Consider the following 24,615-nt stretch of genomic DNA (forward strand, 5'->3'; position numbering starts at 1 on the left):
GGAGGGGGACGAGGGGGCCGCGGGGGCGCTGGAGTCGGGCTGGTTCATGGGTTCCTCCCCAGGTCGCAGGCGGGAATGCGGATGCGACCGACAGTGTGGCACGATCCTGGCGTGGCTACCGATCTGGCGCGTCTGCACGCGGTCTTCGACCTCGCGATTCGCATCGGCGAGGGGATGCTCACCAACGGGGCCGCGGCCTCCGAGGTCACCGCCACGGTGCTGCGGATCATCTCATCCTCGGGCATCCGCAACGTGTCGGTGACCGTCACCTTCGACGAGGTCTCGATCTCCTACCTGCCCGACCCGGAGGCGGCCCCGTTCACGAGGATCCGCGCGGCGGGCGCCCGCATCCAGGACTTCACCAAGCTCGAGGCCTTCGAGCAGATCGCCGAGGACTACGTGAAGGGCGCGGCGACGCTCGAGGAGTCCACCGCGCGCATCGCGCTGGTCCCCTCCGCGGCCCCGTCCTACCCGTCGTGGCTCGTGGCCGCGGCGCTCGCGCTCATGGGCGGCGCGGCCGCCTACGGCCTCGGCGCCGGGATCCTGGTCACGCTCGCCGCGACCGCGACGGCGGCGTTCCTCGCCGTCCAGACCGAGTCCCTCGTGCGGCGCCGCATCCCCCTGTTCTACGTGCAGGCCGCGGGGGGCTTCGTCGCCGCCGCGGCCGCCATCGCGGTCCACCTCATCGACCCCGCCCGCTCGTCGTCCCTCGTCGTGGTGGCCTGCCTCATCATCCTGCTCGCCGGCCTCACCTCGATCGGCGCGATGCAGGACGCGATCACGGGCTGGTACGTGACGGCGTCGGCCCGGATGCTGGAGACGATCATGCTCACGGTCGGCCTGATCGTCGGCGTCCGCGGCGGCCTGCTCGCCGCCGACCTGCTGGGCGCCGATCTCTCGGTCAGCGCCCCCATGTCGGTCTCCCTGTCCTCGGTCCCGGTCGTGCTGGTCTCCGGCGCCCTCATGGGGCTCGGCTACGCGATCAGCGTCCAGACCCCGCCGCGATCGCTCGTGTGGTGCGCCGTGATCGCCGCGGTCTCCGCCCTGGGAGCGAACCTCCTGACCGATACCGGGATCGAGCGGGTCTGGGCGGTCGGCGCGACCTCGCTCGCCGCCGGCGTGATCGCCGTGCTCATGGCCCAGCAGGTGCGGGCCCCGGCCCGCACCTTCGTCATGGCGGGCGTGATCCCGCTGGTCCCCGGCAGCCGCATCTACGCCGGGCTCCTGCTCATCGGCACGGATCTGACCGCCGGCGCCGCGAAGCTCTTCGAGGCGGGCGAGGTCGCGGTCGCGCTCGCCGCCGGCGCCGTCCTGGGCCAGCTCCTGGCGGCGTGGGCGCTGGGCGCTAGCGGGCGCACTGTGAGCACGTTCACACCGGTCATCGCCGCGCCCTTCACCACCCTGCGCCGCCGTCGGCAGGTGGCCGGGAGTCCCCGGGGAGGCCGCCGCGGCGGGTCTACGATTGCAGCGGAGCGGACAATGCCGTCCACGTCGCAACCGTCCGAGCCCCGCCACGACCGGGCCGCGGACCAGGAGGAGACCCCATGACTGTCAGCGCCCCCAGCGCACCCACCGCCGTCATCGCGACCGGCGCCTACACGTCGGCCTCCCGCGGCCGCGGGAGGGGGGTGACGCTCTGGGCGCTCAATCGCGCGGATCTGACGATGCGCGAGCTCGCGACCGTCGAGCTCGAGGACCCGAGCTTCCTGCTGTGGAGCGAGGACGGGACGCTGCTGCACGTGGTCCAGGAGACCTCGCCGACGCGCCTGACCACCCTGCGCGTCGCCGCGGACGGCGCGGGCGCCGAGGTCCTCGGCGACCTCGAGCTCACCGGATCGGGCGGATGCCATGCGGCGCCCGGGCTGCGCGAGGGCACCCTGGTGGTGACCGACTACGCGAGCGGGCACGTCGAGGTCGTGCGCCTGGACGAGGAGGGACGACCGGTCGCGGTGCTCGACGTCTGCGACCAGGACTCCTACCGCCCGGCCCGCGAGGGGCACCCGCACCAGGCGGTGGTGCTGCCCGGCACCGAGCTGCTGGCCGTGAGCGACCTCGGGATGGACCGGGTGTACCTGTACAAGCAGGACCCCGCGGGGACGATCGATCTGACGGGCGAGATCAGCGCTCCCCGCTTCTCCGGCCCCCGCCACCTCGCCGCCGACCACGAGAGCCGCACGGTCTACGTTGCGTGCGAGCTCAGCGGCCAGATCGTCGACTTCACCCGCATCGAGGCCACCGCCGAGCAACCCGGGCCCGCCTTCAGCGCAGGTCGCCCGCTCCGCGCGAGCGGGCGCGACGGGGAGAACCGCCCCTCGCACATCGAGGTCTCCCGCCACGAGAACCACCTGTTCGTCGCCAACCGCGGCCCGAACACGATCTCCGCCTTCAGCCTCGGTATGATGCGACCGGAGCTCGTCTCCGAGATCGAGGTCGGCGCCGAGCCGCGGCACTTCGCGCGCGTGGCCGAGCTCATGCTCGTCGCCGCGCAGGAGGGCGACCGCATCGACGTGCTGCGCTGGGACGGGATGCGCCTGGGCACGGCCGCCGATCCGGTGCCCGCACCGTCGGTCGCCTGCATCGCGCCGCGCCCCTGATTCCGGTGCGACCCTGACCGGCGCAGCCCTGATCGCGGTGCCGGACGCGCGCCCCTAACCTGCACCATCCCCGAACCGGATCGGAGTCCTGATGACCGTCCCCGCCGCCGTGCCCTCGTCCCCCCTGTCCGCCGCGCCGGATCGCGAGGCGGCGGCGGACGCGATCGCCGCCCACTTCACGGAGGTGTTCGGGTACGAGAGCGACGGGGTGTGGTCCGCGCCCGGGCGCGTCAACATCATCGGAGAGCACGTCGACTACCAGGACGGGCTGTGCCTGCCGATGGCGATCTCGCACCGCTGCTTCATCGCGGCCGCGCGCACGCCGACGAACCTGCTGCGCCTCCGCTCGGTGCAGAGCGACGTGGCGATCGACGTCGACGTGAGCGATCTCGAGCCGGGCGACGTCGACGGCTGGGGCGCCTACGTCGCCGGCGTGCTGTGGGCCCTCGAGCGCTTCCGCGGCGCGGGCCAGGGCGGGGCCGACATCCTCGTGGACGGGCACGTCCCGCGCGGCGCGGGCCTGTCCTCGTCGGCCGCGCTCGAGTGCGCGGCGGCGGAGGCCTTCGAGTCCCTCCTGTCGCTGGGCACGGCGCCGCTGGACCGGGTGCGCGCCGCGATCCGCGCCGAGACGGAGTTCGCGGGCGCCTCCACGGGCGGGCTCGACCAGTCGGCCTCCGTGCTGTGCACGGCGGGGCACGCGCTCGAGCTTGACTGCCGGGACTTCTCCACCGCGCCCGTGCCGTGGGACCTCGCCTCCGGGGGCCTCGCGCTGCTCATCTGCGACACAAAGGCCGAGCACTCCCACGTCGACGGCGAGTACGCCGCGCGGCGGCGCGACAGCGAGGCGGCGGCCGCGGCGGTCGGCGTGCCCGCGCTGCGCGACGTCGAGCTGGCCGATCTCGACGCGGTGCTCGCGCGCATCGAGGACGGGACGGTCCGCCGCCGCGCCCGCCACATCGTCACGGAGATCCAGCGGGTGCGGGAGACCGTCGAGCTGCTGCGCACGACGGACCTGCGCGCGGGCGTCGAGCGCCTGGGCGCCCTGCTGAACGCCTCCCACGACTCGCTGCGCGACGACTACGAGGTGACGGTGCCCGCCCTGGACGTGGCGGTCGATGCCGCCCGCGCGGCCGGCGCGCACGGCGCCCGCATGACCGGCGGCGGGTTCGGCGGGAGCGTCATCGCGCTCGTCGAGGCCGATGCCGCGGAGTCCGTCGCCGCCGCGATCACCGCCGCGTTCGCGCGCGAGGGCCTCGGGACGCCCGCCTTCTTCCTGGCGCTGCCCGAGGACGGGGCCGGCCAGGACCGCTGACGCCCGTCACGTGCGCTGCGCGGCGCGCACCTCGGCCGCCGAATCTCCGCTGGTGCCCGGCACCTGGGCGAGCCAGGCGTCGACGCCCCGCAGCATCCGGCGCCGGCTCTCCTCATCGGCCCGCGAGGCCCGGATCGAGGCGGCCGCGAGGCCCGCGAGCGCGGTGTCGTCGAGCCCGAGAGCACGGGCTGTCTCGTACTGGTCCAGGAGGCGCGAGCCGAACAGGAGCGGATCGTCGGCGCCGAGCGCGACGGTCGCCCCCGCGTCCAGCAGCGCGCGCAGGGGCACCTCGTCCGCGGAACGGAACACCCCGAGCGCGGCGTTCGAGGCGGGGCAGACCTCGAGGGCGATGCCGAGCTCGACGATCCGCTCGAGCAGCGCCGGGTCCTCGGCCGCGCGGACCCCGTGGCCCAGACGATCGGGCCCCAGATGCTCGACCACGTCGCGGACATGGGACGGGCCCAGCAGCTCGCCTCCGTGGGGGAGGCTCGCGAGCCCCGCATCGCGGGCGATCCGGAAGGCCGGCGCGAAGTCGGCCGTCGTGCCGCGGCGCTCGTCATTGGACAGGCCGAAGCCCACGACGGCCCCGGCGTGCCGGGCGGCCAGGCGCGCGAGGGTCCGCGCGTCCAGGGGGTGGCGCGTGCGGGAGGCCGCGACGACGATGCCGATGTCGACGCCGGTGGCCCGACGGGCGGAGGCCGCCTCGTCGAGCACGATCTCGAGCGCCGGGGTGAGCCCGCCGACGAAGGGCGCATAGCTGGTGGGGTCCACCTGCAGCTCGAGGCGCACCGATCCCTCGGCCGCGTCGTCCTCGGCGGCCTCGCGGACGATGCGCCGCATGGCCGCCTCGGAGTCCACCACGGCGCGCGCGGCGTCGTAGTGGCGCTGGAAGCGGAACCAGCCGCGGGCGTCGGGCTCGACGCGCAGCGCCTCGGACTCCGCGAGGCCGCGCGGCAGACGCAGGCGCCGCGCGGCGGCCATCTCCACGAGCGTGGTGGGCCGCATCGAGCCCGTGAAGTGCAGGTGCAGATGCGCCTTGGGCAGCGTCGCGAGGTCCCGGACGGCCCCGGGCGCGGCGCTCACCGGGCCAGGAGCGCGGCCACGCGGTCGATGCCCTCGACGAGGTCGGCGTCGGCGAGGGCGTAGGAGAAGCGCAGGTGGCCGGGGGCGCCGAACGCCTCGCCGGGGACCGCGGCGACCTCGGCGTGCTCGAGGATCGCGGCGGCCAGCTCGGCGGAGGTCTCGACGCGGGTGCCGGCGATCTCGCGGCCCAGGATCCCGGTGACGTCGGGGAAGGCGTAGAAGGCGCCGCGCGGGGTCGGGACGGTCATGCCCTCGATCGCCGCGAGCCTCTCCACGATCGTGCGGCGCCGACGGTCGAAGGCCTCGCGCATCTCCCACGCCGCGTCCATCGGCCCCGTGAGCGCCGCGAGCGCTGCGCGCTGGGACACGTTGGCGACGTTCGAGGTCAGATGCGACTGCAGGTTGGCGGCCGCCGCGATCACGTCGGTCGGGCCGATGGTCCAGCCCACCCGCCAGCCGGTCATCGCGAAGGTCTTCGCGACGCCGTTGAGGAGCATGCAGGTGTCGGCGAGCTCCGGCACGGCGGCTAGGACCGAGGTGAACTCGGCGCCGTCGTAGGTGAGGTGCTGGTAGATCTCGTCGGAGATCACCCAGATCCCGTGCTCGAGCGCCCACCGCCCGAGCTCCGCGACCTGCTCGCGGTCCATGACGGCGCCCGTGGGGTTCGAGGGGGAGCACAGCAGCACGGCGCGCGTCGCGTCGGTGCGGGCTGCCTCGAGCTGCGCGATCGTGGGGAGGTACCCCTGGTCGGCGCCCGCGAGCACCGGGACCTCGCGCGCACCGGCGAGCCGGATCGCCTCGGGGTAGGTGGTCCAGTACGGGGCGGGCAGGATCACCTCGTCGCCCGGATCCAGCAGCGTCGCGAAGGTCTGGTAGACGGACTGCTTGCCGCCGTTGGTGACGAGCACCTGGGACGGATCGACGTCGATGCCGTCGGTGCGCCGCGTCGCCTCGGCGATCGCGGCGCGCAGCTCGGGCAGGCCCGCCGAGGGGGAGTAGCGGTGGTTGCGCGGATCGGCGGCGGCCTCCTGGGCGGCCGCGACGATGTGCGCGGGCGTGGGGAAGTCGGGCTCGCCGGCGCCGAAGCCGATCACGGGGCGGCCCGCGGCCTTGAGGGCCTTGGCCTTCGCGTCGACGGCGAGCGTCGCGGACTCCGCGATCGCGCCGATGCGACGGGAGATGCGGCCGTGGGCGGCAGGGGACGGGTTGAATGCGGGAGCGGCGGCGCCTGTGCTGTTCACCTCACCTATGGTGGCAGAGCCCGGGCGGCGCGGCCACCGCGCAGGCCGCATCCGGCGACGTCGGCCCTCGTCGGAGGCGGTCCCGAAGGGGTGCGGGACCTGCCCGGTCCGCGCGGATCCGAGCAGGCGGCGCACTCGTCGCGGGCCCGACGGGAGGCGGAGCGATTCGCACGGCGCGGACGCGGCCGCTATGCTGGTCCTCGGTCCGAACGCTCGGACTCCCGCTGACGACGTCCCCGGACGAGGTCGGCAGGAGCTGCGAGCGGCACGGTCCGGTGAAGGGCAGTGGCGCAATTGGTAGCGCAGCGGTCTCCAAAACCGCAGGTTGCAGGTTCGAGCCCTGTCTGCCCTGCTCATCCGCCCGGGAACTCCCGGGTGGGAGCGGTCGCCCTCGACGAGATCGGACGGATGCAGGCGTGAGCACCAGCGAGCACACCTCCCCGACCCGCAGCGCGGAGGGGCCCGAGGGGAGCCGCAATCCGTTCGTCGCGATCCTCCGCTTCGTGCGCGAGGTCATCGCCGAGCTGCGCAAGGTCGTCGCCCCGACGGGCCGCGAGCTCGGGGTCTACACGGTCACCGTGCTGGGCTTCGTGCTCTTCATGATCCTCCTCGTGTTCGGGCTCGACGTCGCCTTCGGGTGGCTCGCGGACCTCGCCTTCACGGTCGGCGGCCCGGGGGCCTGACCCGACTCGTCGCGCTCGGCCCCTGAGGTCCCCGCGGACCCGACCCCACGATCCACAGCCGGACAGAAAGCAGGTTCACGGTGGCAGACGACTTCGCCGACCAGACTCCCGAGCACGACGCCGACACCCCGGCGTTCTCCGCCTCGCAGGCGGAGGCGCCCGTCTCCGAGCTGCCCGAGGGCGATGGCGAGACCAGCTCGGCCGACCTCGACTTCGGTGCCGCCGACGACCGCGAGGCCGGTGCCGCCGCCGGCACCCCCGTCGAGGCCGCCGCCGATCCGATCGACGAGTCCGACGCCGTCGCCGGCGTCGTCGACGAGCTGACCGCCCCCGAGGGCGCTGAGCCCGGCGCCGACGAGCCCGCGGGCGAGGAGGACGGCGCCGCGGAGGCCCCGGCCGAGGAGGACCCGGTCGCGGTCCTGCGCCGCCAGCTGCGCTCGGCCCCCGGCGAGTGGTACGTCATCCACTCCTACTCCGGCCACGAGAACCGCGTGAAGACCCAGCTCACCACGCGCATCGAGACCCAGGACATGGAGGAGTACATCTTCCAGGTCGAGGTCCCCATGGAGGACGCGACCGAGGTCAAGGGCGGCCAGAAGAAGGTCGTGCGCCGCGTGCGCATCCCCGGCTACGTGTACGTCCGCATGGAGATGACCGAGGGCTCGTGGCGCGTCGTCCGCGACACCCCCGGCGTCACCGGCTTCGTGGGCAATGCGACCGACCCGACGCCGCTGAGCTTCGACGAGATCTTCTCCGTGCTCGCGCCGTCGGCGGGGCTGCCCGAGAAGAAGCGCTCCTCGTCGTCCTCCGCGAAGGCCCAGGCCGCGCAGAAGATGCCCGATTTCCAGGTCGGCGAGTCGGTCACCGTCATGGACGGTCCGTTCGAGACCATGCCCGCGTCGATCGCCGAGATCGACGCCGAGCACCGCAAGCTCCGGGTGCTCGTGTCCATCTTCGGGCGCGAGACCCCGGTCGAGCTGGCCTTCGACCAGGTCGCCAAGATCTGATCGGGCGCTCGTCCGTGTGACCTGACCGATAGCCGGGCCCTGCGGGGCTCGGCTATCGTCGGGTGGCCGGTCGTGCGAGCGCCGGCAGGGCGCCGCCTCGTGCGGCGCCAGCAGTGGGAGGGGCCCAGCGGCCCCGCCCGGACCACGATGAGTTAAGGAAGAGCAATGCCTCCCAAGAAGAAGGTCGCGCGCATCATCAAGCTCCAGATCCAGGCCGGCGCGGCCACCCCCGCCCCGCCCGTGGGTCCGGCGCTCGGTGCTGCCGGCGTCAACATGATGGAGTTCGTCAAGGCGTACAACGCCGCGACCGAGCACCAGCGCGGGAACATCATCCCCGTCGAGATCACCGTGTACGAGGACCGCTCGTTCACGTTCATCACCAAGACCCCGCCGGCCGCGGAGCTCATCAAGAAGGCCGCCGGCCTCCAGAAGGGCTCGGCCACGCCGCACACCGACAAGGTGGGCTCGGTGACCATGGCTCAGGTCCGCGAGATCGCGGAGACCAAGATGCCCGACCTGAACGCGAACGATATCGATGCTGCCGCGAAGATCGTGGCCGGGACCGCGCGGTCCATGGGCATCACGGTGGAGGACTGAGACTGATGGCATTCCGCAGCAAGGCTTACAAGGACGCCGCCGCCAAGATCGAGGAGGGTCGTCTCTACGCCCCGCTCGACGCCGTGCGTCTGGCCCAGAAGACCTCCCCGGCGAAGTTCGACGCGTCCGTCGAGGTCGCGATGCGCCTGGGCGTCGACCCCCGCAAGGCCGATCAGATGGTCCGCGGCACGGTCAACCTGCCCAACGGCACCGGCAAGACCGCTCGCGTGATCGTGTTCGCCACCGGCCCCCAGGCCGAGGCGGCGCTCGCCGCGGGCGCCGATGAGGTCGGCGACGACGAGCTCATCGAGAAGGTCGCCGGCGGCTGGACCGACTTCGACGCGGCCGTCGCCACCCCGAACCTGATGGGCAAGGTCGGCAAGCTCGGCCGCGTCCTGGGTCCGCGCGGCCTCATGCCGAACCCCAAGACCGGCACGGTCACGATGGACACGGCCAAGGCCGTGGGCGACATCAAGGGCGGCAAGATCGAGTTCCGCACCGATCGTGCGGCGAACCTGCACTACATCATCGGCAAGACCTCGTTCACCGATCAGCAGCTGGTGGAGAACTACGTCGCCGCGCTCGAGGAGATCCTCCGCCTCAAGCCGTCGTCGTCGAAGGGCCGCTACATCACGAAGATCACCGTGTCCACCACCATGGGCCCGGGCATCCCGGTCGACGTGACCCGTACGCGCAACCTCACCGAGGACACCGACGAGGCCTGATCGCCTCGGCACGACGCACGACGCCCCCGCAGCCACGGCTGCGGGGGCGTCGTCGTCTCTGCGGTGCGCGTGATCGCTGGTCGAGCGCCATGCTGCGACCCATCCGGGCCCTGCGATGAGCCGCAGCATGGCATTCGGCACCCGTGAGCGGGGTGCGTGCCCGCGGGGATGCGCGAAGGGGCGGCGCCGTGGTCGGCACCGCCCCTCCGCGTGCTGTCAGCCCCGCAGGGCCTCAGCGCAGGGCCTCAGCGCGTCAGGGCCTCGCTCAGGCCTTGCCCTTCTTCCGCTCCTCCTCGGGGTCCATGGAATCGACCCAATCGGCGGTGTCCTCGGCCATCGCGGGCGTGCGGGCCGGCGACTTCTTGGCGGCCTTCGGGGCCTTCGAGGGCTTGTCGGCCTCGCCGGACGGAGCGTGCACGACGGACTTGCCGTGCGTACGGGTCCAGCCGACCTCTCCCTCGTAGGCGTCGCGGATGAGCTCCTTGAGCTCGGCCACGAGCGGCTCCTTGGGGTTGGCCGGGGTGCACTGGTCCTCGAAGGCGCGGTAGGCGAGATCGTCGATCGCTGCCTCGAGGCGCTCCTCGGTCACGCCGTTGTCCTTCAGGCTCATCTCGATGCCCAGGTCGGTCGCGAGCTTCGTGACCTCGTCGATGAGCGACTGCACGCCCTCCTCGACGGTCGAGGCGGCGAAGCCCATGTAGCGCGCGAAGTCCGCGAGGTCCTGATCGGCCCGGTAGGACTCGTACTTGGGGAAGATCGCGTGCTTGAACGGCCGTGTCGCGTTGTAGCGGATCACGTGCGGCAGGAAGATCGCGTTGGTGCGGCCGTGGGCCAGCTCGAACTCGCCGCCGCACTTGTGCGAGAGCGAGTGCACGATCCCCAGGAACGCGTTGGCGAAGGCCATGCCCGCCATCGCCGAGGCGTTGTGCATCTTCTCCTTGGCGTCGCGGTCGTTCTCCAGCACCGCGGCGCGCAGGTTCTCGAAGATGAGCTGCCCGGCGCGCAGCGAGAGGCCGCGCGTGTAGTCGCTGGCCATGACCGAGACGTAGGACTCGATGCAGTGCGTCAGCGCGTCCATGCCGGAGTCGGCGGCGGTGCGGCGCGGCACCGTGTCGACGAACTGCGCGTCGACGATCGCCACGTGCGGGGTGACCGCGTAGTCGGCGATCGGGTACTTCACGTGGGTCTCGGAGTCGGTGATGACGGCGAAGGGCGTGCACTCCGAGCCGGTTCCCGAGGTGGTCGGGATGGACACGAACTGGGCCTTCTTGCCCAGCTTGGGGAAGCGGTAGGAGCGCTTGCGGATGTCCATGAACTTCTGCTTCATGCCGAAGTAGGAGGCCTCGGGCTCCTCGTAGAACAGCCACATGCCCTTGGCGGCGTCCATGGCAGAGCCGCCGCCGAGGGCGATGATGCAGTCGGGCTCGAAGTCCCGCATGTGCTGGGCGCCCTTGAAGACGGTCTCCGAGGTGGGGTTCGGCTCGACGTCGGAGAAGATCGTCCAGGCGACCTCCTGCTTGCGCTTCTTGAGGTGGTCGATGAGCACGTCGACGTAGCCGAACTGCACCATGCCCGGATCGGAGACGATGAAGACGCGGTTGATGGCGGGCATCTTCTGCAGGTACTGGACCGAGTAGCGCTCGAAGTACGTCTTCGGGGGCACCTTGAACCACTGCATGTTGTTCCGCCGTTCTGCGATCCGCTTGACGTTGATGAGGTCGATGGCCGAGACGTTGCGCGACACCGAGTTGTGCCCGTAGGAGCCGCAGCCCAGCGTCAGCGAGGGGATCAGACCGTTGTAGACGTCGCCGATGCCGCCCAGCGCGCTGGGGGAGTTGACGATGATGCGGCAGGCCTTCATCCGCAGCCCGAACTCGCGCTGCAGCGCGGCGTCGCGGGTGTGGACGACGGCCGTGTGGCCGAGGCCGCCGAACTCGAGCATCGCCTCGGAGAGCGCGAGGCCCTCCTCGTGGCCCGAGACCGTCTTCATCGCCAGGACGGGGCACAGCTTCTCGCGGGAGAACGGGTGCTCCTCGCCGACCCCGTCGATCGGGACCAGCAGCAGCTTGGTACCCGCGGGCACGTCGATCCCGGCGCCCTCGGCGATCGCCTGCGCGCTCGCGCCGACGACCGAGGCCACGACGGACCCGGACTCGGTCATCATGTACGCCTGCAGCTTCTCGCGCTCGGCCTCGGTGACCACGTGGCAGCCGTACTTCACGAACTCCGCGACGACGTCGTCGGCGATCTCCTGGTCGATGAAGATCGCCTGCTCCGAGGCGCAGATCATGCCGTTGTCGAAGGTCTTGGACAGGATCAGGTCGTTGACCGAGCGGGAGATCTTCGCGGTCTTCTCGATGTACACCGGCACGTTGCCGGGGCCGACGCCGAGGGCGGGCTTGCCCGTGGAGTAGGCGGCCTTGACCATGCCGGAGCCGCCGGTCGCGAGGGTGAGCGCGATCGTCGGGTGGTTCAGCAGGGCGTTGGTGGCGTCGATCGAGGGCTTCTCGATCCACTGGATGCAGTTCGCGGGCGCGCCGGCCTCGATGGCCGCGTCGTACATGACCTTGGCGGCGGCGGCCGAGCTCTGCTGCGCGCTCGGGTGGAAGGCGAAGATGATCGGGTTGCGCGTCATGATCGCGATGAGGCACTTGAACATCGTGGTCGACGTCGGGTTGGTGACCGGGGTGACGCCTGCGACGACGCCCACGGGCTCGGCGATCTCGGTGATGCCGGTCTGGTCGTCCTCGCGGATCACGCCGACGGTGCGGTCGTACTTGATGGAGTTCCAGACGTACTCCGTGGAGAACAGGTTCTTGACGCACTTGTCCTCGAAGAGGCCGCGGCCGGTCTCCTCGACGGCCAGCTTCGCGAGCGGCATGTGCTGGTCGACGCCGGCGAGGGCCATCGCGTGGACGATGGCGGTGATGCGCTTCTGGTCGTAGTCGTAGAACGCGGAGAGGGCCTCGGCGCCTCGGGCTGCCAGGAGGTCGATGTCGGCGGTGGACGCGCTGGCGGAGTCGGCGGCAGGGGCCGTGGACGTCGCGCTGTCGGCGGTCTTCGCGGTGCGAGGGGCTGCCATGGTGTCTGACGTGTCCTTCGTGTCGGAGGGAACGGCGTCGGCTCCGTCGGAGTCGACGAGGACGACGCTAGAGGACGGGCGGGGGCAGGGCAACGCTCCGCCGCGGGTTGCCGCGGCCGAGGGGGAAAGCGCAGGTCGGCGCCGGTTTCTCGATTCCGGGCGCCGCGGCCCCCGGTCGCTCGCGGGGACGCCGCACCGGGGGGAGCGGACGACGGGTGATGCACCTCTCAGCCTTTGCGCCAAACACGGCGGGGGACTCGGGTCCCGCTCTGACCTGCGCCTTGGCTGGAAGGATGCATGGTGGGCGCGAAGCGGCCTCGGAGCGCACCGATCCCCGCCCGCTCGGGGCGTCAGCGCCCCGACGCCGAGAGATCGCGACGACGGGGACCGACGTCCCGCGGAGGAGCGGCACTCGGAGCGATGTGGCGGGGTTCACGCGGATGTGAGCCACGGCGCTCCCCGTGTCCTGGAGGCGCCGGGCGGCACGGGGTAGGGTGGCATCACCGAAGACCGCCGGTCGTCGCCCTCGACCCCGAGGACGACCGAAGGAATCCCGTACGGGACGGCCTGCGCAGGTGAATCGAACGACCGTCGCACGACGTGGACCTCTTATGAGGGCCGCCCTGTGCGCCGCGAGCCTCGACGCCTGCGCGTCGAGGCTTTTCTCGTTCCGGGCCCTCAGCCGGCGTCCGAGACCTCTGGAAGGAGGGCCATGGCGAAGCCCGAGAAGGTGGACGCCGTCGCCGAGCTCACGGAACTGTTCCGCGAGTCCGACGCCGCTGTTCTCACCGAATATCGCGGCCTCAGCGTGAAGCAGCTCAAGGAGCTGCGTCGTGCGCTGGGCGCCGATACGCAGTACGCCGTGGTGAAGAACACGCTCACCGAGATCGCCGCCCGTGAGGCCGGCATCGACGTGTTCGAGGGCAAGCTCTCGGGCCCGACCGCCATCGCCTTCATCAAGGGCGAGCCGGTCGAGGCCGCGAAGGCCCTCCGTGACTTCGCCAAGGGCAACGACAAGCTCGTCCTCAAGGGCGGGTACTTCGAGGGCAAGGAGCTCTCGGAGGCCGATGTCACCAAGCTCGCGGACCTCGAGTCCCGCGAGGTCCTGCTGGCCAAGGCCGCGGGAGCCATGAAGGGCTCCCTGTCCAAGGCCGCTGCCGTGTTCCAGGCGCCGCTGTCGAAGACCGCGCGCACCGTGGACGCGCTGCGTGCGAAGCAGGAAGCGGCCTGAGCCCTCGGGCTCGGGTGATCGTTCCCGCATCGCGCATCCCAGCGCGTCAGCGCTGACATCCGCGCTCCCCGGCAGGGGAGGGCGGAACCCGATCAGGCGCACGAGCGCCGCATACCCCCGGACGGGGCCCCTGCGCGGGTCCCCCCAACAGGAAGGAACGCCACCATGGCGAAGCTCAGCAACGACGAGCTCATCGAGGCTTTCAAGGAGATGTCCCTCATCGAGCTCTCCGAGTTCGTGAAGCAGTTCGAGGAGGTCTTCGACGTCACCGCCGCTGCCCCCGTGGCCGTCGCCGCCGCCGGCGGCGCCGCCGGTGGCGATGCCGCCGCGGCCGCCGAGGAGCAGACCGAGTTCGACGTCATCCTCGAGTCGGCCGGCTCGGCCAAGATCGCCGTCATCAAGGAGGTGCGCGCTCTGACGGGCCTCGGTCTGAAGGAGGCCAAGGACCTCGTCGACGGCGCCCCCAAGGCCGTCGTGGAGAAGGTCGACCAGGCCGCGGCCGACAAGGCCAAGGAGCAGCTCGAGGGCGCCGGCGCCACCGTCACCGTCAAGTGACCTCGGGGCGCGCGGATCCCTCCGCGCGCCGCTGATCCGCGAAGGGTCGTCCCGCTCAGGCGGGGCGGCCCTTCGCCATGCCCGGGGGATCCGCGTGCTCGGGACGCGCGGCGGGCGCGCCCCGGCCCCGCCGTGCGAGAGCGCTCCGCCGCGCGACAGCGCGCCGCAGTGCGAGGATGTCGCCCATGCTGAGCGCTCGCATCACCGCCTGGACGTCCGCGTCCCGCGATCCCGAGGTCCGGGAGACCGATGATCCCGAGGCGGTCGTCGCCGCCCTGATGGACCCGGACTCCCTGGTGTGGGTGGACCTGCTGGCCCCCACGGCGTCGGAGCTGACGGAGGTCGGCGCGCCCCTGGGCCTGCACGCCCTCGAGATCGAGGACGCGATCGCCCCGCGCGAGCGCCCGAAGGCCGCGCAGCATGAGGACCACGCCACTTTCGTCGTCTACGCCCTCACGCCCCGCAGCGATGTGGCGCGCGCGATCGAGGTCGACGAGCGCGCTCGGCGGGCACCCGCGGGCCCGGATGCCGCGCCCGACGCCGCCGGGGCGGCCGCGGCCGACGCCGCCGACGCCCTGCTTGACCGCGTGCTCGAGGGGCAGGAGGCCGAGGCGTCCTTCGGGGAAGCCCTGTTCGCCCACACCCGGGTCTCCGGCTTCGTGCTCCCCGGAGGCGTCCTGGCCGTGCGCTCGGACGACGCGCTGACGCCCGACGCCGTGGAGGCGGGGTGGCGGGGGCTCGGCGATGCCCGCCGCCTGGGTCCCTACGGCCTCGTGCACGGCCTGCTCGACGTCGTCGTCGACGGGCTATTCGACGCCACCCAGTTCCTCGACGACCGCATCGAGGACCTCGAGGAGGACCTGTTCGACCGCTCGGCGCATCTCGAGGGCTTTCAGCGCCGTGCGTACGCGCTGCGCAAGGAGCTGGTCGCGCTGCGACGCGCGGTGCTGCCGCTGCGCGACGTGCACTCGGCGCTGTGGCGCCGCCGTCCCGAGGACGCGGGGGCCGGGGGAGGGGCCGCGCGGCTCGATGCGCTGTACGCCGACCTGCTCGACCACATCCTGCGGGTGACGGAGTGGACGGAGTCGCTGCGGGACATGATCGCGACCGTGTTCGAGACGCATCTGTCGCTGCAGGACCAGCGCCTGAACGAGGTGATGCAGCGCCTCGCCGGCTGGGCCGCCGTGGTCTCGGTCCCCACCCTCGCCACGGGCTGGTACGGGATGAACGTGCCCTACCCGGGGCAGTCGAGCCCGCTGGGGCTCGTGCTCGCGGTGCTCACCGTGGTCGTGCCGGCCGCCACGATCTGGTGGGCGCTGCGGCGGCGCGGCTGGCTGTGACGCGGCGACGTGCCCGGTCGGGGGCGTGCGTGCCGGGATGACGTCGTGTGTCCGCGATACGGCGGACGAATTGATGCGCCCTTCCTCCACTCATAACGTAGGGCGTCGACAGAGCACAGCAGGACTTATGCCTCTGTGTCGGACCCGTTCGTGTCGGACCCGTTCGTGTCGGACCCGTTCGTGTCGGACCCGGTCCGATTGGCGCAGCGCGGAGGAGGGCCATGCCCACGGAGAGCCGACCCGGCGGGCGGGCGCTGGGCCGCCGCGCCCTGCTGCACGGCGGTGCCGCCCTCGCGGCCTCCGCGACCCTCAGCGGCTGCGCCGGCGGGCTCGCGGGAGCGGTCGGCCAGGCGGATCCGCACGTCGTCCCCTTCTGCACGGTCGAGAACGACCCGGCCACGCTCGAGCTGTTCCAGCGCGTCGTCAAGGGTTTCCGCGCCGACCACCCCGGCGTCGACGTCCAGGTCACGGTGCTCTCGGACTCCAACGCGGCGCAGCAGATCGCGATGTCGATGCGCAACGGCGTGGACATGGGCGTCTTCGCGATACCGGGCTGCCAGCTGACCAGGCTCGTCCAGGGTGAGCACGGGGGAGCGGGAGCTCGCGGCGCTGGCCGTCTCTCTGCGCACGCCCTGCGTCTTCTGCGCCTCGGTGCACGGGCGCCGTCATTTCCTCGAGACGCGGGACGAGCGGACCGCGACCCTGCTCGCGGACGCGGACGCGGACGCCGGCGCCGAGGCGCTGGAGGGCGAACGGGATCGGGCGGTGGCCCGCCTCGCGCAGGCGCTCGCCGCCCCGGTGCCCGCCGTGCCCGTCGACGAGGCGGTCGAGCTGCGGGGACTGGGCGCGGGGGACGCGGAGATAGCCGTGGTCGGTGCCGTCGCCGCGATGTTCGCCTGGGCCAACCGCCTCATAAGCATGCTGGGCGAGCCGGTCGACTGACGCGGACGCGCGCCTGCTTGACTCGCCGAGACTTTCCCCTCATCCTTGAACCCGAACGCGAGCCGTTCCTGCCGAGCACCTTCCGCCGCCGATGTCGGGCGGGTGCGCACCCCGAACAGGGCAGGAGGCCCGCCGTCCGCGCCAGGCATATAGCGGCCGACGCGGATGGACCGAGGTGACGCGCACCTCTTGTGTCCATCCGTGCTCTTCGGCTACGCTCAGTCTTTGCGCTGTGCTCTCAGCTGCCGTGCCCGTGCTCGCGAATCGACCCCCTGCTCCGCCGGAGGTCTGTCCGCATCCGGTCGCACGTCGTTGTGAACGGTCGCGCCCCACTGTCGTCGGCCTGTGGAAGGACCCCCCTTGGCTGCCTCGAGCACCGATTTCTCCGCTGTCTCCGCCCGCACCGCCTCGCCCCGCGTGACATTCGCGAAGCTGGGCGACCCCCTGGAGGTCCCAGACCTCCTCTCCCTGCAGACCAAGAGCTTCGACTGGCTCCTGGGCAACGAGCGCTGGCAGGAGCGCGCCGCCGAGGCCGCGGCCGCCGGTCGCGAGGACGAGCCGCAGACCTCCGGTCTCGCGGACATCTTCGAGGAGATCTCCCCGATCGAGGACTTCGCGGGCAACATGTCTCTGTCCTTCCGGGACCACACCTTCGACGACCCGAAGTTCACGGTCGACGAGTGCAAGGAGAAGGACCTCACCTACTCCGCGCCGCTGTACGTCATCGCTGAGTTCATGAACAACGAGACCGGCGAGATCAAGACCCAGACGGTCTTCATGGGCGACTTCCCGCTCATGACCGACAAGGGCACCTTCATCATCAACGGCACCGAGCGCGTCGTCGTCTCGCAGCTGGTGCGCTCCCCGGGCGTGTACTTCGAGGAGTCCATCGACAAGACGAGCGACAAGCACGTCTTCTCGGCGAAGTTCATCCCCTCGCGCGGCGCGTGGCTCGAGTTCGAGATCGACAAGCGCGATCAGGTGGGCGTGCGCATCGACCGCAAGCGCAAGCAGTCCGTGACCACGCTGCTGCAGGCCCTCGGCATGTCCCACAGCGACATCCTCGAGGAGTTCGGCGAGTTCGAGTCCATGCGCTCGACGCTCGAGAAGGACCGCGTCTCCTCGCAGGACGAGGCGCTCATGGGCATCTACCGCAAGCAGCGTCCGGGCGAGCCGCCGAGCCGCGACGCCGGCGAGGCGATGCTCAACAACCTGTACTTCAACGACAAGCGCTACGACCTCGCCAAGGTCGGCCGCTACAAGATCGACAAGAAGCTCGGGCTCGACAACCCGCTGTCGCAGTCGACCCTCACGCTGTCCGACATCGTCGGCGCTGTGAAGTACATCGTCTCCCTCCACGACGGCCTGACCGAGATGCAGGGCGAGAACCGGACGGTGCGCGTCGAGACCGACGACATCGCCCACTTCGGCAACCGACGCATCCGCGCCGTCGGCGAGCTCATCCAGAACCAGGTCCGCACCGGCCTGTCCCGCATGGAGCGCGTCGTCCGCGAGCGCATGACCACGCAGGACGTCGAGGCGATCACCCCGCTGACCCTGATCAACATCCGTCCCGTGACGGCCGCGATCAAGGAGTTCTTCGGCACCTCGCAGCTGTCGCAGTTCATGGACCAGAACAACCCGCTGTCGGGCCTGACCCACAAGCGCCGCCTCTCGGCGCTGGGCCCGGGCGGCCTCTCGCGCGACCGCGCCGGCATGGAGGTCCGCGACGTCCACCCGAGCCACTACGGCCGCATGTGCCCGATCGAGACTCCCGAGGGCCCGAACATCGGCCTCATCGGCTCGCTCGCGACGTTCGCGCGGATCAACCCGTTCGGCTTCATCGAGACCCCGTACCGCAAGGTCACCGACGGCAAGGTCACCGACGAGATCGTCTACCTGACCGCCGACGACGAGGACCGCCACATCATCGCCCAGGCCAACGCGCCGCTGGACGAGGACGGCACGTTCTCCGAGGAGCAGGTGCTCGTGCGCCTCTCCGGCGGCGAGCCGGACCTGGTCCCCGCGGATGAGGTCGATTACATGGACGTCTCGGCTCGCCAGATGGTGTCGGTCGCGACCGCGATGATCCCCTTCCTCGAGCACGACGACGCCAACCGCGCGCTCATGGGCGCCAACATGCAGCGCCAGGCCGTGCCGCTGCTGCGCGCCGAGATGCCGCTGGTCGGCACCGGCATGGAGCGCCGTGCCGCCGTGGACGCAGGCGACGTCATCACCGCCGAGAAGGCCGGCGTCATCGAGGAGCTGTCCGCGGACCTCATCTCCGTGATGGCCGACGACGGCACCCGCCAGACCTACCCGATCGGCAAGTTCGAGCGCTCCAACGCGGGCAACTGCTACAACCAGCGCGTGCTGTGGAACGAGGGCGACCGCGTCGAGGCCGGTTCGATCCTGGCCGACGGCCCCTCGACCGACGAGGGCGAGCTCTCGCTCGGCAAGAACCTGCTGGTCGCGTTCATGTCCTGGGAGGGCCACAACTACGAGGACGGCATCATCCTGTCCTCGCGCATGGTCTCCGACGACGTCCTCACCTCGATCCACATCGAGGAGCACGAGGTCGACGCCCGTGACACCAAGCTGGGCCGCGAGGAGATCACCCGCGACATCCCCAACGTCGGCGACGACGTGCTGGCGGACCTCGACGAGCGCGGCATCATTCGCATCGGCGCCGAGGTCGAGCCGGGCGACATCCTGGTCGGCAAGGTGACCCCGAAGGGCGAGACCGAGCTGACCCCGGAGGAGCGTCTGCTGCGCGCCATCTTCGGCGAGAAGGCCCGCGAGGTCCGCGACACGTCGCTGCGCGTGCCCCACGGCGAGTCCGGCACCGTCATCGGCGTGCAGGTCTTCAGTGAGGACGACGAGGGCGACATCCTGCCCACGGGCGTCAATGAGATGGTCCGCGTCTACATCGCCCAGAAGCGCAAGATCACCGACGGCGACAAGCTGGCCGGTCGCCACGGCAACAAGGGCGTCATCGCGAAGATCAACCCGGTCGAGGACATGCCGTTCCTCGAGGACGGCACCCCGGTCGACATCATCCTCAACCCGATGGGCGTGCCCGGGCGCATGAACATCGGACAGGTGATGGAGACCCACCTCGGCTACGTCGCCAAGAACGGCTGGGACCTGACGGGCTCCGAGGTCGCCAAGGACCTGCCCGAGTCCGCGCTGAAGGGCGAGCCGGGCACCCCCGTGTCCGTCCCGGTCTTCGACGGCCTGTCGGGGGAGGAGCTCAACGAGCTCATCGCCAACCACACGCCCAACCGCGATGGCGACCGCATGGTCCGCCCCGATGGCAAGGCGCGCCTGTTCGACGGCCGCTCCGGCGAGCCGTTCCCGGAGCCGATCTCGGTGGGCTACATGTACATCCTCAAGCTCCACCACCTCGTGGACGACAAGCTGCACGCGCGCTCGACGGGCCCGTACTCGATGATCACGCAGCAGCCGCTGGGCGGTAAGGCCCAGTTCGGCGGCCAGCGCTTCGGCGAGATGGAGGTGTGGGCCCTGGAGGCCTACGGTGCCGCGTACGCGCTGCAGGAGCTGCTGACCATCAAGTCGGACGACATCTCCGGCCGCGTGAAGGTCTACGAGGCGATTGTCAAGGGCGAGAACGTGCCCGAGCCGGGCATCCCGGAGTCCTTCCGCGTGCTGCTCAAGGAGATGCAGTCGCTGTGCCTGAACGTCGAGGTCCTGTCCTCCGACGGTCAGAGCATGGAGGTCCGGGAGGCCGATGAGGACGTCTTCCGCGCCGCCGAGGAGCTCGGCATCGATCTGTCCCGCCGCCCGCACGAGGGCGTCGGCTCCATCGAAGAGGTCTGACGGATCCGCTCCGCGCCCTGCACCGCCCTCGGGCGAACGGCGGGCGCGGAGCGGCCCCGCGACCTGAGATCCATCAGACCTACGAGATTTTCGATTCGAGAGAAGGACATCTGTGCTCGACGTCAACACCTTCGACGAGCTCCGCATCGGGCTCGCCACCGCCGATGACATCCGCGCCTGGAGCCACGGCGAGGTCAAGAAGCCCGAGACCATCAACTACCGCACCCTGAAGCCCGAGATGGACGGCCTGTTCTGCGAGCGCATCTTCGGCCCCACCCGGGACTGGGAGTGCTACTGCGGCAAGTACAAGCGCGTCCGCTTCAAGGGCATCGTCTGCGAGCGCTGCGGCGTGGAGGTCACCAAGTCCAACGTGCGCCGCGAGCGCATGGGGCACGTGGAGCTGGCCGCCCCGGTCACCCACATCTGGTACTTCAAGGGCGTGCCCAGCCGCCTGGGCTACCTCCTGGACCTCGCGCCCAAGGACCTCGAGAAGGTCATCTACTTCGCGGCGTACATGATCACCGCCGTGGACGCCGACGCGCGCCACGAGGACATGCCGGACCTGCAGGCCCGTCACGACCTGGAGATCCGCGAGCTCGAGAAGGAGCGCGACGCGGCGATCAACGACCGCGCCGTCTCCGCCGAGCAGGACCTCGCCAAGCTCGAGGAGGAGGGGGCCAAGGCCGACGCCAAGCGCAAGGTCCGTGACTCCGCCGAGCGCGAGCAGGCCCAGATCCGCAAGAAGTACGACGCCGAGATCGACCGCATCACGGCCGTGTGGGACCGCTTCAAGAACCTCAAGGTCGCCGACCTCGAGGGCGATGAGCAGCTCTACCGCGCCATGAAGCTGCGCTACGGCACGTACTTCGAGGGCGGCATGGGCGCCGAGGCGATCCAGAAGCGCCTGCAGGACTTCGACCTCGACTCCGAGGCCGAGACCCTGCGCGAGATCATCGCCACCGGCAAGGGGCAGAAGAAGGCTCGTGCGCTCAAGCGCCTCAAGGTCGTCTCCGCCTTCCGCTCCACGACCAATTCGCCCGTCGGCATGGTCCTGGAAGCCGTCCCGGTGATCCCCCCGGATCTGCGTCCGATGGTGCAGCTGGACGGCGGCCGCTTCGCGACCTCCGACCTCAACGACCTGTACCGCCGCGTCATCAACCGCAACAACCGCCTCAAGCGCCTGCTGGATCTCGGTGCGCCCGAGATCATCGTGAACAACGAGAAGCGCATGCTGCAGGAGTCGGTCGACTCGCTGTTCGACAACGGCCGTCGCGGTCGCCCCGTCACGGGCCCGGGCAACCGTCCCCTGAAGTCGCTCTCCGACATGCTCAAGGGCAAGCAGGGGCGCTTCCGCCAGAACCTGCTGGGCAAGCGCGTGGACTACTCGGGCCGCTCCGTGATCGTCAACGGCCCGCAGCTGCACCTGCACCAGTGCGGCCTGCCCAAGGGCATGGCGCTCGAGCTGTTCAAGCCGTTCGTCATGAAGCGCCTCGTGGACCTGTCGCACGCGCAGAACGTCAAGGCCGCCAAGCGCATGGTCGAGCGCGCCCGCCCCGAGGTCTGGGACGTGCTCGAGGAGGTCATCCGCGAGCACCCGGTGCTGCTCAACCGCGCGCCGACGCTGCACCGCCTGGGCATCCAGGCCTTCGAGCCGCAGCTCGTCGAGGGCAAGGCCATCCACCTGCACCCGCTCGTCTGCGCCGCCTTCAACGCGGACTTCGACGGCGACCAGATGGCCGTGCACGTGCCGCTGTCGGTGGAGGCGCAGGCCGAGGCCCGCATCCTCATGCTCTCGAGCAACAACATCCTCAAGCCGTCGGACGGCCGTCCGGTGACCATGCCCGCGCAGGACATGATCATCGGCCTGTACCACCTGACGACCGTCAAGGAGGAGGCCGAGGGCGCCGGCCGCGCGTTCGCGTCGGTCTCCGAGGCGATCATGGCCCACGACGCCCGCGAGCTGGATCTGAACGCTCCCGTGAAGATCCGCTTCACCGACATCGTGCCGCCGCAGGGCTGGGAGGCGCCGGAGGGCTGGGAGCAGGGCGACCCGATCACCCTGGAGACCACGCTGGGCACCGTCTACTTCAACGAGACGCTGCCGCTGGACTTCCCGTACGTGGAGGGCCAGGTCGGCAAGAAGCGCCTGGGCGGGATCGTCAACGAGCTCGCCGAGCGCTACCCGAAGGTCCAGGTCTCCGCGTCGCTCGATGCGCTGAAGTCCTACGGCTTCTCGTGGTCCACCCGCTCGGGCGTCACCTTCGCGTTCTCGGACGTCGTGGCCCCGCCGAGCAAGGGCGAGATCATCGCGAAGTTCGAGGCCAAGGCCGCCCAGGTGCAGGAGAACCGCGACCTGGGCCTGGTGTCGGAGGCCGAGCGCAACTCGGAGCTGATCGACATCTGGACCGAGGCGACCAACGAGGTCGACCAGGCGATGCGCGCGAACTTCCACCGCGACAACACCATCTTCCGGATGGTCGACTCCGGTGCGCGAGGCAACTGGATGCAGATCCGCCAGATCGCCGGCATGCGCGGCCTGGTGACCAACCCGAAGGGCGAGATCATCCCGCGCCCGATCCTCTCGAACTACCGCGAGGGCCTGTCGGTGCTCGAGTACTTCATCGCCTCGCACGGCTCCCGCAAGGGCCTGGCGGACACGGCGCTGAAGACCGCGCAGTCGGGCTACCTCACGCGCCGTCTCGTCGACGTCTCCCAGGACGTCATCGTGCGCGAGGAGGACTGCGGCACGTCCAAGGGCCTCGTCCTGCCGATCGGCGTCGAGGAGGCCGGCATCGTCCGCGAGGCCGACAACGTCGAGACCACCGTTTACGGCCGCACGCTGGCCACGGCGGTCACGGCCGAGGACGGCACCGTCCTGGCCGAGGCCGGCTCCGACGTGGGCGATGTCCTGATCGCGCAGCTCGTCGCGGCGGGCGTCACCGAGGTCAAGATCCGCTCGGTGCTGACCTGCGACTCCGCCGTGGGCACCTGCGCCAAGTGCTACGGCCGCTCGCTCGCGACCGGCCAGCTCGTGGACATCGGCGAGGCCGTCGGCATCGTCGCGGCCCAGTCGATCGGCGAGCCCGGCACGCAGCTGACCATGCGCACCTTCCACACCGGCGGCGTGGCGAGCGCGGACGGCGACATCACGCACGGCCTCCCGCGTGTGCAGGAGCTGTTCGAGGCCCGCACCCCGGCCGGCTTCGCGCCGATCACCGAGGTCGCCGGCCGCGTGGAGATCGAGGAGACGGACAAACAGCGCCGCCTCACGATCACCCCGGACGACGGCTCGGAGCCGGTGACCTACACCGTCTCGCGCCGCGTCTCGCTGCGCGTGGCCGACGGCGAGAGCGTCGAGGTGGGCCAGCAGCTCACCCAGGGCTCCGTCGATCCCAAGCAGGTGCTGCGCATCCTCGGCCCCCGCGCCGTGCAGCAGCACCTCGTGGACGAGGTCCAGAAGGTGTACATCTCGCAGGGCGTGGACATCCACGCCAAGCACATCGAGGTCATCGTGCGCCAGATGCTGCGCCGCGTGACGGTCATCGAGTCCGGCGACACGGACCTGCTGCCCGGCGACTTCGCCGAGCGCGTGGTCTTCGAGCAGGAGAACCGCCGGATCGTCTCCGAGGGCGGCCAGCCCGCCTCGGGCCGACCGGAGCTCATGGGCATCACGAAGGCGTCGCTCGCGACGGACTCGTGGCTGTCGGCCGCCTCCTTCCAGGAGACGACCCGCGTGCTCACCGAGGCCGCCCTGAACCGCAAGAGCGATCAGCTCATGGGGCTCAAGGAGAACGTCATCATCGGCAAGCTGATCCCCGCCGGAACGGGCCTGCCCCGCTTCCGCCGGATCGTAGTGGAGCCGACCGACGAGGCCAAGGCGCAGATGTACCAGGTCCCGGGCTACGACGAGCTCGATTACTCGGGCTTCGGCACGTCCCAGCCGTCGGTCAATCTCGACGACTTCGACTTCTCGGATCCGTTCCGCACGGACTTCCGCTGAGCCGAGACGCTCGCCCGGGCCGCGCGCCCGGGCGAGTGCACGGCCGAGGGCCGGTTCCCGCCGAGCGCGGGGACCGGCCCTCGGCCGTCCCCGGGATGTGATGTGCGACCGACCTCCCCGGGCCCTTTGACCCCCTGCGAGCGCGGTTTGTAGAATCACGAGTGCGTCCGGAGTGCCCTCTGGCAGCCGCATCACCGCTTCATGGCGACGACATGGCAGCGACATGGCAGCTCGGACCACGACTGGGACCGGTCCTCGCGGTCCGCTCCGCCCCTCGCGGCGGATCGGCGGCGAGGCAGGGTCCCCCGCGAGGAGCGGATCCTCGCGGCGTGCCCGCATGCGGAATCAGCAGTCCCGATCCTGCGGCGGTCACGGTGCCGGAC

The 24,615-nt window shown here is 71.0% G+C and carries 16 protein-coding genes and 1 tRNA gene; 14 read left to right on the forward strand and 3 right to left on the reverse strand.

Annotated features, from left to right (window positions below):
• The first annotated feature begins 111 nt into the window (after positions 1-111).
• The 3 genes from FM110_RS13215 to galK all read left to right on the forward strand — a co-directional run bounded on the left by FM110_RS13215 (position 112) and on the right by galK (position 3,906).
• Positions 112-1,548, forward strand: a complete 1,437-nt coding sequence (locus FM110_RS13215; RefSeq protein ID WP_159458093.1) for a threonine/serine exporter family protein — start codon at positions 112-114, stop codon at positions 1,546-1,548.
• On the forward strand, positions 1,545-2,594 hold the full coding sequence (locus FM110_RS13220; RefSeq protein ID WP_087105217.1) for a lactonase family protein: 1,050 nt from the start codon (positions 1,545-1,547) through the stop codon (positions 2,592-2,594). The genes FM110_RS13215 and FM110_RS13220 overlap by 4 nt, the downstream gene beginning before the upstream one ends.
• Before the next feature lie 91 nt (positions 2,595-2,685).
• The gene (gene galK, locus FM110_RS13225) at positions 2,686-3,906 is read left to right on the forward strand and encodes a galactokinase (RefSeq protein ID WP_087105218.1); all 1,221 of its coding nucleotides are present in this window, start codon (positions 2,686-2,688) and stop codon (positions 3,904-3,906) included.
• A gap of 6 nt (positions 3,907-3,912) precedes the next feature.
• On the opposite strand, the gene FM110_RS13230 is transcribed toward galK, so the two are convergent.
• On the reverse strand, positions 3,913-4,989 hold the full coding sequence (locus FM110_RS13230; protein WP_087105219.1) for an adenosine deaminase: 1,077 nt from the start codon (positions 4,987-4,989) through the stop codon (positions 3,913-3,915).
• Positions 4,986-6,230, reverse strand: coding sequence for a pyridoxal phosphate-dependent aminotransferase (locus tag FM110_RS13235; RefSeq protein WP_234992480.1), 1,245 nt, complete (start codon positions 6,228-6,230; stop codon positions 4,986-4,988). The genes FM110_RS13230 and FM110_RS13235 overlap by 4 nt, the downstream gene beginning before the upstream one ends.
• A gap of 279 nt (positions 6,231-6,509) precedes the next feature.
• On the opposite strand from FM110_RS13235, the gene FM110_RS13240 reads away from it, so the two are divergent.
• The 5 genes from FM110_RS13240 to rplA all read left to right on the forward strand — a co-directional run bounded on the left by FM110_RS13240 (position 6,510) and on the right by rplA (position 9,242).
• Positions 6,510-6,582, forward strand: a tRNA-Trp gene (locus FM110_RS13240).
• A 64-nt stretch (positions 6,583-6,646) separates the two neighbouring features.
• Positions 6,647-6,913 (forward strand): preprotein translocase subunit SecE, encoded by a 267-nt coding sequence (gene secE / locus FM110_RS13245; RefSeq protein WP_087105220.1) that lies wholly within the window; start codon positions 6,647-6,649, stop codon positions 6,911-6,913.
• An 80-nt stretch (positions 6,914-6,993) separates the two neighbouring features.
• Positions 6,994-7,920 carry a transcription termination/antitermination protein NusG gene (gene nusG / locus FM110_RS13250; RefSeq protein ID WP_087105221.1) on the forward strand — a complete coding sequence of 309 codons (927 nt, stop codon included), beginning with the start codon at positions 6,994-6,996 and terminating at the stop codon, positions 7,918-7,920.
• A 165-nt stretch (positions 7,921-8,085) separates the two neighbouring features.
• The gene (rplK, locus tag FM110_RS13255) at positions 8,086-8,517 is read left to right on the forward strand and encodes a 50S ribosomal protein L11 (RefSeq protein WP_087105222.1); all 432 of its coding nucleotides are present in this window, start codon (positions 8,086-8,088) and stop codon (positions 8,515-8,517) included.
• 5 nt (positions 8,518-8,522) lie between these two features.
• Positions 8,523-9,242, forward strand: a complete 720-nt coding sequence (gene rplA / locus FM110_RS13260; RefSeq protein WP_087105223.1) for a 50S ribosomal protein L1 — start codon at positions 8,523-8,525, stop codon at positions 9,240-9,242.
• Positions 9,243-9,507: 265 nt separating this feature from the next.
• Here the strand turns inward: rplA and adhE are convergent, their stop codons facing one another.
• Entirely contained in the window at positions 9,508-12,324 is a 2,817-nt protein-coding gene (gene adhE, locus FM110_RS13265) for a bifunctional acetaldehyde-CoA/alcohol dehydrogenase (RefSeq protein WP_087105224.1), read from the reverse strand.
• Between the two features lie 712 nt (positions 12,325-13,036).
• On the opposite strand from adhE, the gene rplJ reads away from it, so the two are divergent.
• The 6 genes from rplJ to FM110_RS13300 all read left to right on the forward strand — a co-directional run bounded on the left by rplJ (position 13,037) and on the right by FM110_RS13300 (position 24,232).
• The gene (gene rplJ, locus FM110_RS13270; protein WP_087105225.1) at positions 13,037-13,555 is read left to right on the forward strand and encodes a 50S ribosomal protein L10; all 519 of its coding nucleotides are present in this window, start codon (positions 13,037-13,039) and stop codon (positions 13,553-13,555) included.
• 165 nt (positions 13,556-13,720) lie between these two features.
• Entirely contained in the window at positions 13,721-14,110 is a 390-nt protein-coding gene (gene rplL / locus FM110_RS13275; protein ID WP_087105226.1) for a 50S ribosomal protein L7/L12, read from the forward strand.
• A gap of 185 nt (positions 14,111-14,295) precedes the next feature.
• Complete coding sequence (locus tag FM110_RS13280; protein WP_159458094.1) at positions 14,296-15,450, forward strand: magnesium transporter CorA family protein; 1,155 nt, start codon at positions 14,296-14,298, stop codon at positions 15,448-15,450.
• 579 nt (positions 15,451-16,029) lie between these two features.
• The gene (locus FM110_RS13290) at positions 16,030-16,392 is read left to right on the forward strand and encodes a carboxymuconolactone decarboxylase family protein (protein ID WP_087105229.1); all 363 of its coding nucleotides are present in this window, start codon (positions 16,030-16,032) and stop codon (positions 16,390-16,392) included.
• Between the two features lie 360 nt (positions 16,393-16,752).
• A complete protein-coding gene (rpoB, locus tag FM110_RS13295) occupies positions 16,753-20,232 on the forward strand; it encodes a DNA-directed RNA polymerase subunit beta (RefSeq protein ID WP_087105230.1) in 3,480 nt (1,159 codons plus the stop codon).
• Positions 20,233-20,344: 112 nt separating this feature from the next.
• Positions 20,345-24,232, forward strand: coding sequence for a DNA-directed RNA polymerase subunit beta' (locus tag FM110_RS13300; protein WP_087105231.1), 3,888 nt, complete (start codon positions 20,345-20,347; stop codon positions 24,230-24,232).
• The last annotated feature ends 383 nt before the right edge of the window (positions 24,233-24,615 follow it).

It is taken from the genome of Brachybacterium nesterenkovii, assembly GCF_900163655.1.
In the GTDB taxonomy this organism is placed as follows: Bacteria; Actinomycetota; Actinomycetes; order Actinomycetales; family Dermabacteraceae; genus Brachybacterium; species Brachybacterium nesterenkovii.